Source organism: Oecophyllibacter saccharovorans (assembly GCF_006542375.1).
Lineage (GTDB): Bacteria > Pseudomonadota > Alphaproteobacteria > Acetobacterales > Acetobacteraceae > Oecophyllibacter > Oecophyllibacter saccharovorans.
The window spans coordinates 257,699-273,460 of the sequence record NZ_CP038143.1 but is presented as its reverse complement, the minus strand read 5'-3'; the positions used below and the strand labels follow the sequence as shown (position 1 = coordinate 273,460).

17 protein-coding genes and 3 tRNA genes are annotated in these 15,762 nt (G+C 58.0%); 17 read left to right on the top strand and 3 right to left on the bottom strand.

Annotated elements, in window-relative coordinates; all coding sequences use genetic code 11:
* Nucleotides 1-16: 16 nt before the first annotated feature.
* The 3 genes from rplS (at nt 17) to E3E11_RS01160 (ending at nt 3,099) form a co-directional block, all read left to right on the top strand.
* Complete coding sequence (gene rplS, locus E3E11_RS01170) at nt 17-412, top strand: 50S ribosomal protein L19 (RefSeq protein ID WP_141450798.1); 396 nt, start codon at nt 17-19, stop codon at nt 410-412.
* Between the two features lie 234 nt (nt 413-646).
* Nucleotides 647-1,852 carry a pyridoxal phosphate-dependent aminotransferase gene (locus E3E11_RS01165; protein ID WP_141450797.1) on the top strand — a complete coding sequence of 402 codons (1,206 nt, stop codon included), beginning with the start codon at nt 647-649 and terminating at the stop codon, nt 1,850-1,852.
* Nucleotides 1,853-1,950: 98 nt separating this feature from the next.
* Nucleotides 1,951-3,099 carry a pyridoxal phosphate-dependent aminotransferase gene (locus tag E3E11_RS01160; protein WP_141452030.1) on the top strand — a complete coding sequence of 383 codons (1,149 nt, stop codon included), beginning with the start codon at nt 1,951-1,953 and terminating at the stop codon, nt 3,097-3,099.
* Between the two features lie 41 nt (nt 3,100-3,140).
* Here the strand turns inward: E3E11_RS01160 and E3E11_RS01155 are convergent, their stop codons facing one another.
* The gene (locus E3E11_RS01155; protein ID WP_231118940.1) at nt 3,141-3,818 is read right to left on the bottom strand and encodes a thioredoxin family protein; all 678 of its coding nucleotides are present in this window, start codon (nt 3,816-3,818) and stop codon (nt 3,141-3,143) included.
* Nucleotides 3,819-3,901: 83 nt separating this feature from the next.
* Here E3E11_RS01155 and E3E11_RS01150 point away from each other — a divergent pair, with 83 nt between their 5' ends.
* On the top strand, nt 3,902-4,297 hold the full coding sequence (locus E3E11_RS01150; protein WP_141450796.1) for a hypothetical protein: 396 nt from the start codon (nt 3,902-3,904) through the stop codon (nt 4,295-4,297).
* 55 nt (nt 4,298-4,352) lie between these two features.
* On the opposite strand, the gene E3E11_RS01145 is transcribed toward E3E11_RS01150, so the two are convergent.
* Nucleotides 4,353-4,844, bottom strand: a complete 492-nt coding sequence (locus E3E11_RS01145; protein WP_168189179.1) for a DUF423 domain-containing protein — start codon at nt 4,842-4,844, stop codon at nt 4,353-4,355.
* A gap of 144 nt (nt 4,845-4,988) precedes the next feature.
* Here E3E11_RS01145 and E3E11_RS01140 point away from each other — a divergent pair, with 144 nt between their 5' ends.
* The 3 genes from E3E11_RS01140 to E3E11_RS01130 all read left to right on the top strand — a co-directional run bounded on the left by E3E11_RS01140 (nt 4,989) and on the right by E3E11_RS01130 (nt 7,716).
* Entirely contained in the window at nt 4,989-5,636 is a 648-nt protein-coding gene (locus tag E3E11_RS01140) for a DUF4142 domain-containing protein (protein WP_141450794.1), read from the top strand.
* Between the two features lie 305 nt (nt 5,637-5,941).
* Complete coding sequence (locus E3E11_RS01135) at nt 5,942-6,616, top strand: hypothetical protein (protein ID WP_141450793.1); 675 nt, start codon at nt 5,942-5,944, stop codon at nt 6,614-6,616.
* On the top strand, nt 6,601-7,716 hold the full coding sequence (locus tag E3E11_RS01130; protein WP_141450792.1) for a glycosyltransferase family protein: 1,116 nt from the start codon (nt 6,601-6,603) through the stop codon (nt 7,714-7,716). Before E3E11_RS01135 ends, E3E11_RS01130 begins: the two co-directional genes overlap by 16 nt.
* A gap of 19 nt (nt 7,717-7,735) precedes the next feature.
* On the opposite strand, the gene E3E11_RS01125 is transcribed toward E3E11_RS01130, so the two are convergent.
* Nucleotides 7,736-8,392 (bottom strand): hypothetical protein, encoded by a 657-nt coding sequence (locus E3E11_RS01125; RefSeq protein WP_141450791.1) that lies wholly within the window; start codon nt 8,390-8,392, stop codon nt 7,736-7,738.
* Between the two features lie 336 nt (nt 8,393-8,728).
* On the opposite strand from E3E11_RS01125, the gene ispH reads away from it, so the two are divergent.
* The 10 genes from ispH (at nt 8,729) to E3E11_RS01075 (ending at nt 15,211) form a co-directional block, all read left to right on the top strand.
* Nucleotides 8,729-9,718 carry a 4-hydroxy-3-methylbut-2-enyl diphosphate reductase gene (gene ispH, locus E3E11_RS01120; RefSeq protein WP_141450790.1) on the top strand — a complete coding sequence of 330 codons (990 nt, stop codon included), beginning with the start codon at nt 8,729-8,731 and terminating at the stop codon, nt 9,716-9,718.
* A gap of 6 nt (nt 9,719-9,724) precedes the next feature.
* Entirely contained in the window at nt 9,725-10,795 is a 1,071-nt protein-coding gene (locus E3E11_RS01115) for a homoserine kinase (protein ID WP_141450789.1), read from the top strand.
* Complete coding sequence (gene rnhA / locus E3E11_RS01110; RefSeq protein WP_141450788.1) at nt 10,792-11,262, top strand: ribonuclease HI; 471 nt, start codon at nt 10,792-10,794, stop codon at nt 11,260-11,262. Before E3E11_RS01115 ends, rnhA begins: the two co-directional genes overlap by 4 nt.
* Before the next feature lie 88 nt (nt 11,263-11,350).
* A tRNA-Asn gene (locus E3E11_RS01105) sits at nt 11,351-11,426 on the top strand.
* Nucleotides 11,427-11,725: 299 nt separating this feature from the next.
* Nucleotides 11,726-12,220, top strand: a complete 495-nt coding sequence (gene gpt, locus E3E11_RS01100; protein ID WP_141452028.1) for a xanthine phosphoribosyltransferase — start codon at nt 11,726-11,728, stop codon at nt 12,218-12,220.
* Between the two features lie 153 nt (nt 12,221-12,373).
* A tRNA-Pro gene (locus E3E11_RS01095) sits at nt 12,374-12,450 on the top strand.
* An 80-nt stretch (nt 12,451-12,530) separates the two neighbouring features.
* Nucleotides 12,531-12,607 (top strand) — tRNA-Arg (locus E3E11_RS01090).
* A 1,019-nt stretch (nt 12,608-13,626) separates the two neighbouring features.
* On the top strand, nt 13,627-13,956 hold the full coding sequence (locus E3E11_RS01085) for a colicin V synthesis protein (protein ID WP_141450787.1): 330 nt from the start codon (nt 13,627-13,629) through the stop codon (nt 13,954-13,956).
* A gap of 78 nt (nt 13,957-14,034) precedes the next feature.
* Nucleotides 14,035-14,388: a hypothetical protein gene (locus E3E11_RS01080; RefSeq protein ID WP_141450786.1), complete on the top strand. Its 354-nt coding sequence runs from the start codon at nt 14,035-14,037 to the stop codon at nt 14,386-14,388.
* Nucleotides 14,389-14,617: 229 nt separating this feature from the next.
* Complete coding sequence (locus E3E11_RS01075) at nt 14,618-15,211, top strand: hypothetical protein (RefSeq protein WP_141450785.1); 594 nt, start codon at nt 14,618-14,620, stop codon at nt 15,209-15,211.
* Nucleotides 15,212-15,762 lie beyond the last annotated feature (551 nt).

Below are 15,762 nucleotides of genomic sequence, written 5' to 3'. Positions count from 1 at the left end.
TCCAGGAGTTTAGATCATGAACACTCTTCAGCAGTTTGAAGCGCGCGAGATGGAGCGCCTTTCCGCCAAACGCGCCATTCCCCAGTTTGCCCCTGGTGACACGGTCCGGGTGGGCGTGCGCGTGGTTGAAGGAACGCGTGAGCGTGTCCAGAATTTTGAAGGCGTGGTGATCGCCCGTGCCAACAAGGGCCTGGGCAGTTCCTTCACGGTACGCAAAATCTCCAACGGTGAAGGGGTGGAGCGCGTGTTTCCGCTTTACTCACCTGCGGTGGCCAGCATCGATGTTGTCCGTCGTGGCAAGGTGCGTCGTGCGAAGCTGTATTACCTGCGTGGCCGCTCCGGCAAGGCTGCACGTATCGCCGAGCGCCCGCGCGAGGTGAAGAAAGCCGCTGCCGAACAGCCTGCTTCCTGAGTATAGGCCCAGAAGTTCCCTCGGCTTGAACCCCTGCCGAGGAATTTCTCTTTCAGAAAGGACCGTGCCGCGTAATCGCAGCACGGTCCTTTCTGTGTGGGGCACCAGGCAATAAGGGTCAGACCCTGCCAAACAGGGAGGCGACATGATAACGTATCTCCCTGCTGTCTTTCGCGCCGGCACCTTTCCGGCAGAAAACATGTTGTGCCAGAACAGAGGTTTCCAAACGCTGTCATGTCCGTTGCTGCTGAACGCATGGGGCGTATCCTGCCCAGCCAGACCATTGCCATTACCCAGAAGGCCCGTGCCCTCAAGGCGGAAGGGCGTGATATCATCAGCCTTTCAGCGGGAGAGCCGGATTTTGACACCCCCGCCTTCATCAAAGAAGCCGCGATAGAGGCCATCCGTGCAGGTGAGACGAAATATACGGATGTTGCAGGCACGCCTGCCTTGCGGCAGGCGATCGCAGTGGCGCTGAAGCGGGATTTCGGTCTGGACTATTTGCCTGAGGAAATCTGCGTTTCAACGGGTGGCAAGCAGGTCATCTACAATGTCATGACCGCGACCCTCAATCCCGGTGATGAAGTAATCATTCCAGCGCCGGCCTGGGTTTCCTATCCTGATATCGTCCGCTTGGCTGATGGCCAGCCCGTGGTGGTTCAGACAGCGCCTGAAACCGGCTTTCGACTGACGGCTGCGCAGCTTGAAGAAGCCATCACTCCCCGTACGCGTTGGCTCGTTCTCAACTCTCCCTGCAATCCGACCGGCAGCGCTTATACGACTGATGAGTTGCAGGCGCTGGCTGAAGTTCTGCTGGCTCACCCCGATATCTGGATTCTGACCGATGATATCTATGCCAAGCTGCTTTATGACGGGCACCGGGCCGTCACGCTGGCCCAGGTCGAGCCGCGCCTGAAAGAGCGGACCGTGACCATGAACGGCGTCAGCAAGGCCTATGCCATGACCGGTTGGCGCATCGGCTTTTCGGCCGCCCCTCTCGAGCTGACCCGCCAGCTGGTCAAACTCCAGGGGCAGAGCACGAGCAATACGTGTTCCATAGCGCAGGCTGCAGCGGTAGCGGCACTTTCAGGGCCGCAGGACTGCATTGATGAGATGGTCGAAGTCTACCGCCAACGCCGCGACCTGGTGGTCGATCAGCTTTCAACTGTGCCAGGGCTAAGCTGTGCCCGGCCGGAAGGGGCGTTCTATGTTTTTGTCTCCCTGAAAGATCTGCTGGGCAAAAAAACACCGGCCGGCAGAGAGCTGCAGAGTGATGAGGATTTCGTTCAGGCTCTGCTGGAGGAAACGGGCGTGGCTACCGTGCCCGGCACAGCTTTTCTGACGCCTGGTTATTTCCGGGTTTCCTACGCCACGGCCACTGAGCTCCTTGAGGAAGCCTGCCGGCGTATCCGGCGTTTCTGTGAAAGCCTGACATCGTGACCTCTGCGCGTCCAGCGGCTGACCTTCCAGAACCGGCAAAGACGGCTTTCCGTCCGGCCGATCGGTTGCGCGCGCTTCCGGTGCCGGCCACCCTGGCCATGGCCAAACGCGCTCGTGAACTGGTGGCGGAAGGCAAGCCGGTTATCTCTCTGGCTTTGGGTCAGCCTGATTTTGCTTCGCCTCCTGAAGCTCTGGCTGGTGCCGTGGCAGAGGTGGAGGCTGGCAGAACCGGCTATCCCCCGCTTGCCGGGCAGAAAGCGCTGCTGGAAGCCGTGGCGGATAAGTTCAGGCAGGAAAACGGTCTGCAGGTGCCTCTGTCGCGATTGATGGTGGCCAATGGCGGCAAGCAGCTCATCTTCAATGCCTTCATGGCTACCCTCAATGAGGGTGATGAAGTGATCGTGCCTGCGCCGTACTGGGTGAGTTATCCGCTGATTGCCGGCATGTTCGGTGGCAGGCCGGTTATCGTTCCGAGCAGGGAGGAGGACGGCTTCCGCCCTGATCCGCAGAAGATCCGCCAGGCCATCACTCCCCGCACCCGCTGGCTGGTGCTGAATTTCCCCAACAATCCGACCGGTGCGATTCTGGAACGTGCTGATCTTGAAGCCCTGGCTGAAGTCCTGCGGGAAGCGCCGCATGTCATGGTGATGTGTGACGAGATTTATGAACATCTCGTTTTTGACGGGCAGCAGACGCTTTCCCTGCTGCAGGTCGCGCCTGATCTGGCGGAGCGGGTGCTTATCGTCAATGGCGTCAGCAAGGCCTATGCCATGACCGGCTGGCGTGTCGGGTTTGCCTGCGGGCCTGAAGCGTTGATCAGCGCCATGCTCAAGGTGCAGGGCAATGCGACTTCAGGTGTCTGCACGCTGGCGCAGGGCGGGGCGGCGGCGGCGCTTCGCAGTGGCAGTGCCGGCATAAAAAAAATGTGTGCGACCTATCAGCGCCGGCGTGATCAGGTGGTGGCGCGTCTGCGCCAGATCCCTGGTCTTACCTGTGCGTTACCCCAAGGCGCCTTCTATGCTTATCCCGGTCTGGCGGCGCTGATGGGCAAGACCACGCCTGCAGGACGCAAGCTGCAAAACGACGAGGATTTCGCTGAAGCGTTGCTGGAAGAAGCGTGGCTGGCCACGGTGCCGGGAAGCGCTTTCGGGCTGGGGCCGCATCTGCGGCTGTCTTTCGCGGCTTCAGATGAAGACCTGCAGGAAGGCTGCGACCGACTGGCGAATTTCGTGGCCTCACTCAGCTGAGCGCAACTGAGCTCTGCCGCTCTAAGGGCTCCAGCTTAAAGTCAGTGCCGCGCCCATTCGGCAATCAGGTCAACCACGGCCTGTGGTGACATGCGCCGCGCATTTCCAAGGCTTTCTGCTGTATCAGGGTTGAGCAGCCGCCCCTGGGGGGTCAGTACCAGAACCGTCGGAATGGCCGTGACTTTCACGCCGTAACGGCGGGCAAGATCCAGATTGGTCTGCAGGCGTTCAACATTGACCGGCACGACAACGAAATTCTTTTCAAGCCAGAGCGCAACGTCAGGCAGGGAAAAAATGCCTGCAAGGATGCGACAGTCCGGGCACCAGTTGGCGCCGAAAACCAGCAGAACGCGCCGATGCGTCCTGGCAGCGGTCATGAAGGCTTCCCTGACCTGAATGGGGGCCAGATCAGCTGCCGGGTAAGGCGTGGGCTCGGGCGCAACGGTGGTTTCAGCCAGATGAGGTGCAGGCGCGGGAGGAAGCAGCTTGGCATCCGCGTCACCGGGAATCTTTGTTGCCTGCGTTGCCTGACTGGCAGGCTTTGCCCCACCGGATGCAGCGGGAAGCGCTGCAATAGCGGGCGTGGAGGATTGAGGTGTCTGGGCGTGTGTCGAGCTGACGATCATGAAAGCGCTCAGCCCCAGGCTGAAGAGAGTTGCAGCTGGCAGGGTGGAGGTAGTCCTGCTGTTTTCGAAATGCTTCATCAGGGAGGTGACCATGTCGGGAAAGGGGCTTTTCATGATAAGAGCGAAAGGAAAACAGCTTATCGTGAGTGACTGTCGCAGGACAAGGAGGAGGGTATATGGCTGCTGAAGAGGACCGGAACCTGCGCGTTGCAGACCAGGATGGCGACAGGCAGGGGCCACCAGAGGCCTCTCCGGCAGCGCCGATAAGCATCGCTGCGACCCTGGGGCGCACGGCCTGTCTGGTGGGGATGACTGTCGGGCTGCTGGCTCTGGTTCGTTTCTGGCCTCCCGCCGGCCGGGCCATGCATGTCATTCTGGCTGCCCCGATCTGGCCCCGGCTTTATGGCTGGCTGCATGTACAGAGCGAGATCGGACGCGAGCAGATTCTTCTCATCGTCATGGTGCTGGTCTGTTTCGGGTTTGCGCTTTCCGTGCAGCTGTTGGCTCTCTGGATCATTGGGTTGCTGCGGCGCAGGAAGCATCAAACTGATAACGGAAATGCCCGGGCTTAAGCCTGAGGAACGGCCGTGCAGGGTTTTTCCGGCAGGTCGCATGCCTGGCTGAAAGCTAAAGCTTTTTCTGTTCCTGTGCATTTTGCGAATCGAGCCATTGCTTTCGTCCTGGAAACGCAAAACCCAGGAGAATCCAGGAGAGAATCAGTCCCATTCCGCCGACCGGGGCCAGCAGGGGCACGCATGGAAGGGCGAAGGCGCGCAGGGTGACGGTTCCACAGAACATCAGCGCACCGCCTCCCATGCCGATAAGGGCGCAAAGAGCAGGCAGCGGCCGCAGTCGCGAAGCAGCCAGGGCCAGCAGGCAGAGAGCTGCGCCCTGCCATTGCGCCATTCCGGCAGCCGTGGCCAGCATGTGCCGTCCGTCGGGAAGAGAGGGAGGAACGGCCGGCACGAAAAAATGTGCGGGCAGATGGGCAGCCAGAGCTGCGGATATGAGACCGCCTGCGCTCAGAAGGGCACCGAATATGAAACTGCCTCGCAGGATGCTATGGATTACGTTAGGTCGGGAAGGGGCTGTCAGCGCCTGCGACAGGTGGGGAGACATAGGATGGAACTCCATTGAAGGGAAGCCAGGTGAATGGGAATCCAAGCCCTGCGCCTGCGGAAATTGAGGAACGAGAGATTGAGGCAAGATAAATCTTCGGGAACGGACGGGCTTTGGAAATTCCTTTTTTGCTGGCAGCGCAACTTGCAGGCTGATTTCCACTCCCCGTTGTTGGAGGGACAACGGCCGTTCCTGCTTGCCGGCACCTTTCCAGCTAAGCGCCCGGCCCGTCTCGCAACGATCAGCGGAATGGGACTGGCCCTGGGTATGCTTGGCGCCTGCTCAACACCGCCACCCCCGCCCGCACCACCCCTGCCGGGTTACGGGCCGCCTGGCCAGATCATGCTGACCGTCTCAGATGTTCTGACCTTGCAGACCATGGATCAGCGGGAACGCCTGCTTATTGCGATTGCAAGCCTGGCTACTACCCACAGCAACAGTTCGGTTATGCAGGATCTGGGCAAGAATGTTGCCAAGGGTTACCAGGCTCTGCAGGACAAGACCACTGCTCTGGCGCGCTCGGCCGACCTGAAGCTGAGCACTGATCTGTCTTCTGGGGGAGCGGCCCTGCTCAAGAGAGCCCAAGGGCTCTACGGCCTGTCTTATGATCGTTTTCTGATACGCCAGCTCAGGCAACCCATACCGGCCTCACTACAGGCCGTTCTGAAGAAAGAAATCAGCGCAAATGAGCCGCTCAAGGGCGTGGCGACGCAGATGATGCAGCTGCAGACGACCTACGCCACGACCGCTCAAGCCATTCAGGGCGCTTTGGGGGAAGGGTGCAGGCACTAGAAAGCTGAAGGCGTGACAGCAGGGCGAAATTGCTTTAGATTAAGTCACGTCTTCACAGAAGTGATCTGTCTGACGCCTTCCATTTCCAGAAATCTGCTTAAGGCGACAGTGAAGGATTCGGCTGTTCGCGTCGGCCAGAATGCTTCTGCTGCCTGTTTGTCAGGGATATTCCCATAATCTGGAATCAGGAAAGATCAGGACAGAACCTGGAAGTGATTATACCCCGACAGTAACGCCGGCCCGGCAAGCCCAGAGCTTGCTAAGTCAGCCCCTCCATAAGTCAAAAGATACAATAAAAGATGAAAATGGCTGAAGATACGCAGCTTACCGAAGAATCGATGCGGCAGGCCCTGGAGCGTCTGGGCTCCGGCCGGGCGGGGGATGAAATGCCATCTGGCCGTCCGGCCCGGGTTTCAGCAACGCCTGCACCCGTATCGCGTCCGAGCGGAGGCAGAACCGTTTCGCCCCCGAGCCTGCCCACTTCTCCTCAGCGCCGGCGGCGTTTCGTGGGTGAGGGGCAGGTGGTGGTCGAGCACCAGGCGCTGAGTCGCGGTGCACGCAATGGTTCTGCCAGTCGACCAGCTCCTTCTCGCACGCCGGCTGCGAGTGAAGAACAGGGTGAGACTGAGCGCTTGCGCCAGGCCCTGCGCCGGGAGCAGCGCCGCAGCCATGACGGGGAAGTCGAGATCGCCAACCTGCAATCACGTCTGCGCAGCCTGGAAACGGGCATGGGCCACCTGCAGATGGAAGTCAAAGAACTGACGGAGAAGCTGGCGCTCAGAGAGCAGGAAATCCTGGTTCTGAAAGCCCAGAAGACCCCTATCCGCCGTCCGGTGGGCCGGCCTCCGAAAGCCGCCCACATGTTTGAGGGACAAGAAGGGGCGGCGCAGGCGGAAAAGGCGGTTGAGGATTCCTCGCTCGTTTTTGACGAGATCGTGGTGGAGGACGAACCCCAGCCGGTCCAATGGTGGCGGGACTGAAGAACGCGCAGGACGGGCTGCCGCCTCCCTGGCAGGGGCAGCCTCTCAAGATCGTTCATGTCAGTGATTTTTTCTTCAGCCTCAAGAAAACGACACCCAGCCAGTTCGGGACAGGTGGCAAGCTGAGCAACGGCCTGGTGCGCAACGGCCATCAGGTGATCGACATTTCCTACCGGGACGTAGCGCGGGCAGGCGGCTGGTGCGGAAGCCGCTGGCTGGGAAGACGTGCTTTGTGCCGCGGGCTTGAAGCCTTTGTGGCTTCAGCACGTCCGGATGTGCTTCTGCTCGGTCACGGTTACATGATTCCGCCTGAGACCATTGCACGCATTCGCAGCCGCCATCCCGGAATGGCAAGCGCGCAATGGAATGTCGATGCTTTGTTCGTGCCCGATAACCGGCGTGATTTTGCCGCACGCCACCAGGTGGTTGACGCTAGTTTCGCCACGACGGCTGGGCCGATTCTGCGCCGGATCGTCGGGCCACGCGGGGCTGTTGGCTTTCTGCCCAACCCGGTGGATTTTTCCGTCGAACGTAGTCGCAACTTTCTTCAGGAAAAGCTTGAGGCCGATCTCTTCTATGCCTGCGGGCAGGGCAGCGACAAGCGGTTGATCTGCGGGCAGTGGTGGGACATGGAAAGTTTCCTGACCCATCTGTTGGCGCGGTTACCTGGTGATTTCCGCCTGAACTGTGCAGGCGTGCGCGGACAGCCTTACCGCCGGGGCGCTGACTATGCGCAACTGCTTGCAACTGCCGCCATGGGGCTCAATGCCAGCCGGCGTTCTGATGCCTTTCTCTACAGTTCTGACCGTCTGGCCCACATGATCGGCAATGGCCAGCTGGTGTTCATGGAACGCAGCACGGCTTATCAGACTCTGTTTTCAGAGGGGGAAATGGCGTTTTTCTCCTCTCTCGAGGAATTGGCGGACCTGCTGACCCGCTACCGCGCCCATCCTGCCGAACGCCAGCGCGTTGCCGGGGCCGGCTGGGAAAAATACGGCCGCCTGTTCAATGAACGGCGCGTGGCGGATTATCTCATCCGTTTCACGCTGGGGCTGCTGAAGGAGGGGGAATACCCCTGGCGCTCCCTGACCCCCGCCTGACAGAGAAGGCCGGCTGGCCTCAGCGCGTTGATTCCGGAGTCGTGTTGATGAATTTGGCCGGCAGGAGATGGCTGTAATTATAGTCCAGCTCGCCATGGGTCAGCTGCAGCCCGGCTTCCAGGGTATAGGGGCTGTAATGCGCATTGCTGCCGGAGGGCAGATCAATCAGTCGCAGGGGGGTGCTGACGGTTTCAGAAGGCTTGTGCGCTGTGAGCGGGAAAGTGTCCTCAAAAACCTTTTTGTCCACGATGGCACCGTTGCGGGTGATCGCAATGAAATAGGGGACGGTGATTCTGTTCTGGGTAGCAGCGGGACCGCGCTCCAGATGCAGGTCCACGCTGACCCGCACCCGCGTCAGAGGGCGATGGCTCGAATCCTGACCGCCCTTGTCGCAATCGCCGTGCACGTTGACGATCTGCGTCTGGCTGACCAGATGCGCCACATCCAGGCCCTGCCCGTCATAGAGATTGCGGTCTGCAGCTACACCCGGCACTTCGATTGTGGGGCAGGCCGGTGCGAACTTGACGCTCGTCACCTGGTTTTCATCGGCACATCCACCGAGCAGACCTGTAAGGACCAGACCCCCCAGCGTCAGGGCCAGCCTGGTTGTGCGCAGTCTCCCATTCGCCTGGTCACCGCAAGCGCGGCGAGAGAAGGGAGTGGAAAGGGACGACACGGGCTGACCGGTTCTGGGCATCGGCGCTGGTAACTCCACATGAGGACCGGCTGTCTGAGCGCGAAACAGCTGGTGGGTGACGGGCAGACATTGCGGGAAGAGCCCCTCTCTCCCTATAAGCGCGGCAGGGACGGTGTCAAAGCCGTATTCCTGCCCCTCTTATTTGCGCGTTTCCGGAGCCTGGCTGGCTGTGCGGCATCAGCGCCTGTGGCAACCGGAGCGCCTTATCGTATCGACCTTTGACTGCCTGGGGAATACCATGCCCGCTCAGATGTCCCCTGTGCTGACCTCCGAGCCCAGCTCTGCCTTTTCACCTGCTGCCCCGGAGCAGAAAACATGATGCCTTTTCCTGAACTTCCTTCCGATCAGAAAGCCCCCTTGCGCCTGCTGCTGGCGGGGCCGCGCGGCTTCTGTGCCGGCGTTGACCGTGCCATCCGTGTGGTGGAAGAAGCCCTGCGCCGCTACGGCGCGCCTGTCTATGTGCGCCATGAGATCGTTCATAACCGGACCGTTGTTGAAGGGTTGGAAGCCAAGGGCGCCATCTTCGTCGAGGAGCTGGACGAAGTGCCTGAAGACGCGCATGTCGTCTTCTCAGCCCATGGCGTGCCCAAATCCGTGCCTGCCGAGGCGCGGCGGCGCAACCTGCTTTACCTGGATGCCACCTGCCCGCTCGTCTCCAAGGTCCACCGGGAGGCGGAGCGGCACTTTGCGGGGGGTGGGCCTGATCAGCGGCATATTCTGATGATCGGCCATGCCGGCCACCCTGAAGTGGTGGGCACGATGGGCCAGCTTCCCCCAGGTGCTGTGACGCTCATCAATGATGCGCGTGAAGCGAGCACGGTTGATCCCCAGGACCCCAATAAGCTCGCTTTTATCACCCAGACCACGTTGTCGGTGGATGACACAGCGGAAATCGTCGAGATCCTGCGCCAGCGCTTCCCTAATATCGAGGGCCCGCGGCGCGAGGACATCTGCTATGCCACGACGAATCGTCAGATGGCAGTCAAGGAACTGGCACCGGAATGCGACCTCGTGATCGTGATCGGCGCGCCGAATTCCTCCAATTCCCAGCGCCTGCGGGAAGTTGCCGAGCGCTCGGGCGCCAAGCGGGCCCTGCTGGTGCCGAAACTGTCCGATATGGACTGGAGCGAACTTGAAGGGGTGAAGACCCTGGGCATCAGTGCAGGCGCCTCCGCGCCCGAAAGCCTGGTGCAGGAGATGATCACAGCTCTGTCGCGGCGCTATGACCTGCAGATCGAGGAACGAATCGTCAAAGAGGAAAATATCAATTTCCGCCTGCCGCATCCTCTTTCTGACGAAACCTGAGCGGTCGTGGCGGTTTACACGCCCCTTTCGACAGAACAGGTCCGGGAGTTTCTGAACCATTACGATCTGGGAGAGCTTGTCGCCTTCCAGGGAATCGCTGAGGGAGTGGAAAACAGCAACTTCCTGCTTCAGACCACCCGGGGCCGGTTCATCCTGACGCTTTTCGAACGCCGCATGGACCCTGCCGAGCTGCCCTGGTTTCTGGAGCTGATGGGCAGGCTGTCCGCCCGGGGTCTCAGCTGCCCGCAGCCCATCGCAGACCGGACGGGCCGGACATTGTCCCAGCTGGCAGGCAAGCCGGGTGTGATCGTCAGCTTTTTGCCCGGCAGTTCCCAAGCACATCCTGACGTCTGGGCCTGCCGGGCAGTCGGGCGGGCTCTGGCTGAACTTCATGAAGCCGGCAAAGGGATGGGGGCGCGTGCCAACCGTCTGGGACCGGAGGCCTGGCCTGTGCTTCTTGAAGCCTGCGGTGACGGAAAAGGGGGGGAGAGCCCGGAAATTTCTACCCTGCAGGCTGAGGCCGGGCAGGCTTTGTCGCGCCTGCTTCCCGCCTGGCCGAAGCCCGAAGCGCTGCCCCGCGGTCAGATCCATGCCGATCTTTTCCCCGACAATGTTTTTTTCCTCTCAGGCGCCGATGCGAGGCGTCTGTCTGGCGTGATCGACTTTTATTTCGCCTGCACAGATTTCCTGGCTTACGATCTGGCCATCGTGCTGAATGCCTGGTGCTTCGAGGAAGTGGGTCCGGCTGAGCGCCAGTCAGTCGCTGTACCGGGGGCGCGGGTGATCTTCAGCCCGGAAAAAGCCGCTGCGGTGCTGGAAGGCTATGAAAGCCTGCGTCCTCTTGAACCTGCCGAGCGGGCAGCATTGCCGGTTCTGTGCCAGGGGGCAGCCATGAGATTTCTGCTTACACGCCTGTATGACTGGACCCACACGCCGCCTGACGCCCAGGTGACGCGCAAGGATCCCTGGGCTTATGCCGAGCGGTTGCGTCATTTCATGCGTCTTTCTCCCCAGGTGTTCAGCCAGCCGGTAGGGACAACCCTGAAAGATGGTGGGGGAAGAGGGGTGAAAGCATGAATGAGACCGTTGAGAAGAACTCTGACCCTGCAGAACGTGAAATCGTCCAGATCTGGACTGATGGTGGCTGCAAGCCCAATCCGGGACCGGGCGGCTGGGGGGTGCTGCTGCGCTGGCGCGGGCGGGAGCGCCAGCTGCGGGGCGGCGCGGTCGAGACGACCAATAACCAGATGGAGCTGACGGCCGCGGCCATCGCCTTGGAAACGCTCAGCCGCCCCTGCCGGGTGCGGCTGCATACGGACAGTACTTATGTACGTAATGGGGTAACCACCTGGCATGTGGGTTGGCAGAAACGAAACTGGCGCAATGCGGCGGGTGACCCGGTTGCCAACCGGGAACTCTGGCAACGTCTCCTGCAGGCGGCAGCGCGTCATCAGGTGGAGTGGGTCTGGGTCAAGGGACATTCCGGCAATCCGGAGAATGACCTGGTGGACCAGCTGGCGACGGAAGGTCGGGAAGAACTGTAAGGCGTGCGCAACCTCGGAGGGAAAATGGAAAACCCTTAAAAAGGGGCTTTACCGCTTCGGGAGAGTGGGATACATACTCCTCATCCGTTCCCGAATAGCTCAGTTGGTAGAGCAAGCGACTGTTAATCGCTGGGTCGTAGGTTCGAGTCCTACTTCGGGAGCCATTTTTACTGAAGACCTATTTATAGAATTTGCCCCTTGGGGATCAGCAAAGCCCGGCCTTTTGGTCGGGCTTTTCTTTTTGAGCTACCGCTCTACTGAAATTCAAGGTCCCTGAAAAGAGGCCACATATATAAGAGAGTGTACGCTAGGAGATGCGTAAAGAAGGGGGTGCCCAGAATGCACAGGCCGGTTGCAAATTATGGCCAATAAAGGCAGATGAAAGCTCATGACTGCATCTCATCCCGCCAAGCCTTCCGCCCCGGATTCTCCCGCTGCTGCCATCCCGCAAGAGCCAGCGCCCATGACGCCCGCCACAGTGCATTATGCCACTGTCACCTGGGACCAGCTGCACCGCGATGCGCGCCAGCTGGCTGCGGCGCTCATGCAGACCCATCCGCCTTTCAAGGGATTGGTGGCCATCACGCGAGGTGGGCTTATCCCGGCAGCGATTCTAGCCCGTGAACTTGGCTGCCGGCTGATCGAAACCATTTCAGTGGCCAGCTATGCCGGTGAAGCGGGGACCCAACACGAGCCCCATACGCTCAAGGCACCGGAAGCGGCGGGTGATGGAGAAGGCTTTCTGATTGTTGATGACCTGGTCGATTCAGGGGTAACCGCGCGTTACGTGCGCGAAAGGCTGCCTAAGGCCGTGTTTGCCTGCCTGTATGCCAAGCCTGAAGGCATGCCGTTTACCGATCATTACGTTATGGAAGTGGCGCAGGACACCTGGGTGCTGTTCCCCTGGGACACTGCACCGCTTTTCGTGCCCCCTCTCAACAAGAACGACCAGGGCTGACGCCTGCGCGCCTTCCCGAAGGTCTGCCTTATATGTCCCGGGTCAATGGCGCTGTCTTATATAAGAGGGTGCAGAGAGAAGAGGTCGCAAAAGCCGCTTTTCTGGCGCTCTTGTTTGTGGGGAGGAGAAAAGCTAGTCTCCGCCTCACTCAGTCGGGGCGTAGCGCAGCCTGGTAGCGCGCTTGTTTTGGGAACAAGAGGCCCCCGGTTCGAATCCGGGCGCCCCGACCAGAGATCCTGAACCCTCTCGGCGCTAAGCCCTGGTTCAGTTGTTTCTTCCTGCTGGCCTTTGAGCGCCCATGCAGGTTTTCGCGCCCTTAGCTCAGCTGGATAGAGCAACAGCCTTCTAAGCTGTGGGTCGCTGGTTCGAATCCAGCAGGGCGCGCCACTGCCTTTCCTGATTTTGCAAAACTGTTTTTATCTGCGTGCTGGCCGATCCCTTGAGGGATCAGGTGTGTTCTCTGCTGCTTGCGTTGCCCCTCATACGGGGCGGAGCCAGATGGTAGCGGGTGCATGCAGAGCAAAAGCGATTCGCCCATCTCTCTTATTATGAGCCAGTCCTCATCAGGGTGTGGAGCTCAGGTCATGCAGGGGCAGAGGGCCTCCTAGACCGGCTTGAATCGGGTCCTGAACTGGACGTTTGCGGATTTGCGCTGATTCGTTCGGTCGAAAAGAGCGAATCAGGGTCAGGATTCGGCAAAATGGTCCGTGTCCGTAGGGCATTTAGGGCGAATCAGGCTGCAAAAAGCCCTTTTGGCTCCTTCCAGGTGGGGAATGGAGGGCTTCTAAAAGGGTCTGAAAAGCCCGATTCTTCCTGCGAATCACCAGAAAAAACGGAAAAAAACAGAAAAATTGCCTTCCAGGTGAATTTTTTTTGGCCTGGATTGAGAAAAACGCGCTGAAAATGGGTTTAATGTTTTAGGAATAAATTCGTCTGGTATGACTTTATTTTGAGAATGTTCATACATATTTTCCGTTTCATGACAGAATGTTAAGCAATATTATTCAGGTATATTATAATTAAATGGCATGAGGAATTTCAGTTGAATATAGGAGAGAACTAGAACTGTCTTCAAATTTCCCCATAATTGTCATAATTTTTCATGTATAATTATGTAAATGAAATATGAAATTCCATAATTTATTTTGGTTTTATTTTAATATTTCTTATATTGACTAAGTAAATTTTCCTGATCTGCAGAACAGTAATGTGAAATGTGAACTATTTGTGGTTAACAATTCCTAAAAAACTCTTTTCAAATCTCATTAGCTTCTGTTAAGAAAGAGTCGTGATCCCGAGACGGCCTCAGCGGTGAGGAACTCGAAAGGGGCCCAAAGAGAGGTTCCCGGTAGGTTCTCAAGAGGCTGCGGGAGGGTCACTTAAATCTTAATGCATGGAGTATTGAAATGCAGGAACTTAACATTTTCGAAGTTGAAGAAGTCTCCGGTGGCCTGAGCCAGGGCTTCGCTGATTCCCTCGCCGGTGCCATCAACTATGGCATGATCTCCGGCTGGACCGGCGCCATCTACGGCGGTCGCTTCGGTGGCAGCAACGGCGGCGTGATCGGCATCGGCCTGTTCGGCAACCTGGTTGGCACCGTCGGTGGCGCCATCGGTGGCACCATTGCTGGCGTGGCCCAGGGCTTCGTGAACGGTCAGTCCGGTGAAGCTCAGGTTGAGGCGAATGCCGTTAAGGGCATCGTCAGCGGCAGCATCGTGACCGGCGGCGGCATCTGATTTTTCCCTAAGGGAAATTAACTTTCAGGTCTATTAGGCCTGAAAGAACCAGAAAACATTTTTTGAAGGATTATCCTCATGCAGGAACTTAACATTTTCGAAGTTGAAGAAGTCTCCGGTGGTTTCTCCCTGGGTTTCGTGGACTCCGTCGCTGGCGCCATCAACATGGCTGCTGATTGCGGTGAAGCCGGCGCCATCATCGGTGGTCGCTTCGGTGGCAGCAACGGCGGCCAGGTCGGCCTGGGCCCCGTCGGCAACCTGGTTGGCGTGATCTACGGCGCCGCCTACGGTGCTATCGGTGGTGCGATCCTGGGTGCGGTTAACGGTAACTCCGGCACCGCTGATGTCCAGAAGCAGATCATGCAGGGCATCACCAGCGGCACGATCTCCCCGGCCAATGCCGGTGCGGGTGGCGGCAGCTCCCTGACCTGATTTCTTCCTTCACTGTGCTGAAAAGCAAGGTGAGTTAGAAGAATGCCCAGAGAGTTTCGGCTCTCTGGGTATTTCTGTTTTTGAAGTCATGTTCAGCTCCCTCATACCCAGCAGTTTCAATTCTGATTGTGGGTGGGGAAAACGGCACCTTAAAATAATAAGGGTAGAGAGATAACGTCCTGTAATAGGAGTGGCTCTACTTTTATTTACTTTAAGGGAAACCTGAATAATGACTGCTATTATTAGACCGTCTGTCGTTTTCGCTGATGATGTCAGCTCAAATACCGGTAGCGAACATGCTCTGGGTACTTATGTCTATGAAGGGCCGGAGGGTCAGGGTGATTCCTTCGACTGGAGTGGCGACCCCCAGTTCAGAATCAATATCGGTGCTATGAGCAGAAGGCTTGTTGTCGCTTCAATTACTTTCCCTGATAGTGGGGAAATCACCAAGGACGGCCAGAAGGTTGGTGCGGAAATCACCAAGTTGAGCCAGCCGGTGAACACCCAGGTGGTGGATGACACCAGCGGTGAAGTCTTCGATGTAGTTATGACTTATGTTGGCTTTAACGAAACTCCGGATGGTACTACCATTCTTATCTTCTCTCCGCAGGGCGGGGCGACGACGGATGGTCCAACAACCCTGGTGCCGGGTAACAAATACGTTGGCATTGCTTCTTCTACCCTCAGCGCCATGTCCGCCAATGCTTACACCGGTCAGCAGAATCTCCCCGATGGGACGAACACGCCTAATCAGGGGGCTGAATACGATGACGGCATGAATGCTGCTATCTCCGACGTTCCTTCAGGAATCATTTTCATCTGAAAAATGGCTGGAATACCTGCAGTAAGAATTAAAGGATGATTTTGAGATTATTCATCCTTGGGCTTCATATTTTCTTCAAGAAAATCTTGAGGCTTATTGGTCACTGTCAAGTTTGAATCAGGCCTGATTCTTCGCGCCACCTGGCTGAAAATCTAGGTACGCTGGGAAAATACCCAGAGAGCTCCGGTTCTCTGGGTATTCCTGTTTTTAAGACACTTTTTATTTGAGAAACAGGTTAATTTCTGGTTGTGAAGGTGAGAAGGGTATCTTAAGATAATTTATCTCTTACCTTCTTTCTTGCGAGGATTTTGAATTATGGCTGCAACGATTCCAGCGGGCACGACATTCGGAGATGCTACTTCTCCTAATGGCCAGGACCATGCGATGGGTACTTACACCTATAATGGACCGAACGGTCAAGGCGATGGCTTTGACTGGAGTGGCGATCCTAAAGTAAAGTACGGTCCTCTTAATCAAACCTATGATGTTCAATCAATCACATTTGATAATGCTACTACCATCACTCAAGTGGGCCAAATAGTGACAGCTCA

Coding starts and splice junctions, on each gene's coding strand:
- rplS (WP_141450798.1), top strand. CDS start 17: ATGAACACTCTTCAGCAGTTTGAAGCGCGCGAGATGGAGCGCCTTTCC.
- E3E11_RS01165 (WP_141450797.1), top strand. CDS start 647: ATGTCCGTTGCTGCTGAACGCATGGGGCGTATCCTGCCCAGCCAGACC.
- E3E11_RS01160 (WP_141452030.1), top strand. CDS start 1,951: ATGGCCAAACGCGCTCGTGAACTGGTGGCGGAAGGCAAGCCGGTTATC.
- E3E11_RS01155 (WP_231118940.1), bottom strand. CDS start 3,818: ATGGTCACCTCCCTGATGAAGCATTTCGAAAACAGCAGGACTACCTCC.
- E3E11_RS01150 (WP_141450796.1), top strand. CDS start 3,902: ATGGCTGCTGAAGAGGACCGGAACCTGCGCGTTGCAGACCAGGATGGC.
- E3E11_RS01145 (WP_168189179.1), bottom strand. CDS start 4,844: ATGTCTCCCCACCTGTCGCAGGCGCTGACAGCCCCTTCCCGACCTAAC.
- E3E11_RS01135 (WP_141450793.1), top strand. CDS start 5,942: ATGGCTGAAGATACGCAGCTTACCGAAGAATCGATGCGGCAGGCCCTG.
- E3E11_RS01130 (WP_141450792.1), top strand. CDS start 6,601: ATGGTGGCGGGACTGAAGAACGCGCAGGACGGGCTGCCGCCTCCCTGG.
- ispH (WP_141450790.1), top strand. CDS start 8,729: ATGATGCCTTTTCCTGAACTTCCTTCCGATCAGAAAGCCCCCTTGCGC.
- rnhA (WP_141450788.1), top strand. CDS start 10,792: ATGAATGAGACCGTTGAGAAGAACTCTGACCCTGCAGAACGTGAAATC.
- gpt (WP_141452028.1), top strand. CDS start 11,726: ATGACGCCCGCCACAGTGCATTATGCCACTGTCACCTGGGACCAGCTG.
- E3E11_RS01085 (WP_141450787.1), top strand. CDS start 13,627: ATGCAGGAACTTAACATTTTCGAAGTTGAAGAAGTCTCCGGTGGCCTG.
- E3E11_RS01080 (WP_141450786.1), top strand. CDS start 14,035: ATGCAGGAACTTAACATTTTCGAAGTTGAAGAAGTCTCCGGTGGTTTC.
- E3E11_RS01075 (WP_141450785.1), top strand. CDS start 14,618: ATGACTGCTATTATTAGACCGTCTGTCGTTTTCGCTGATGATGTCAGC.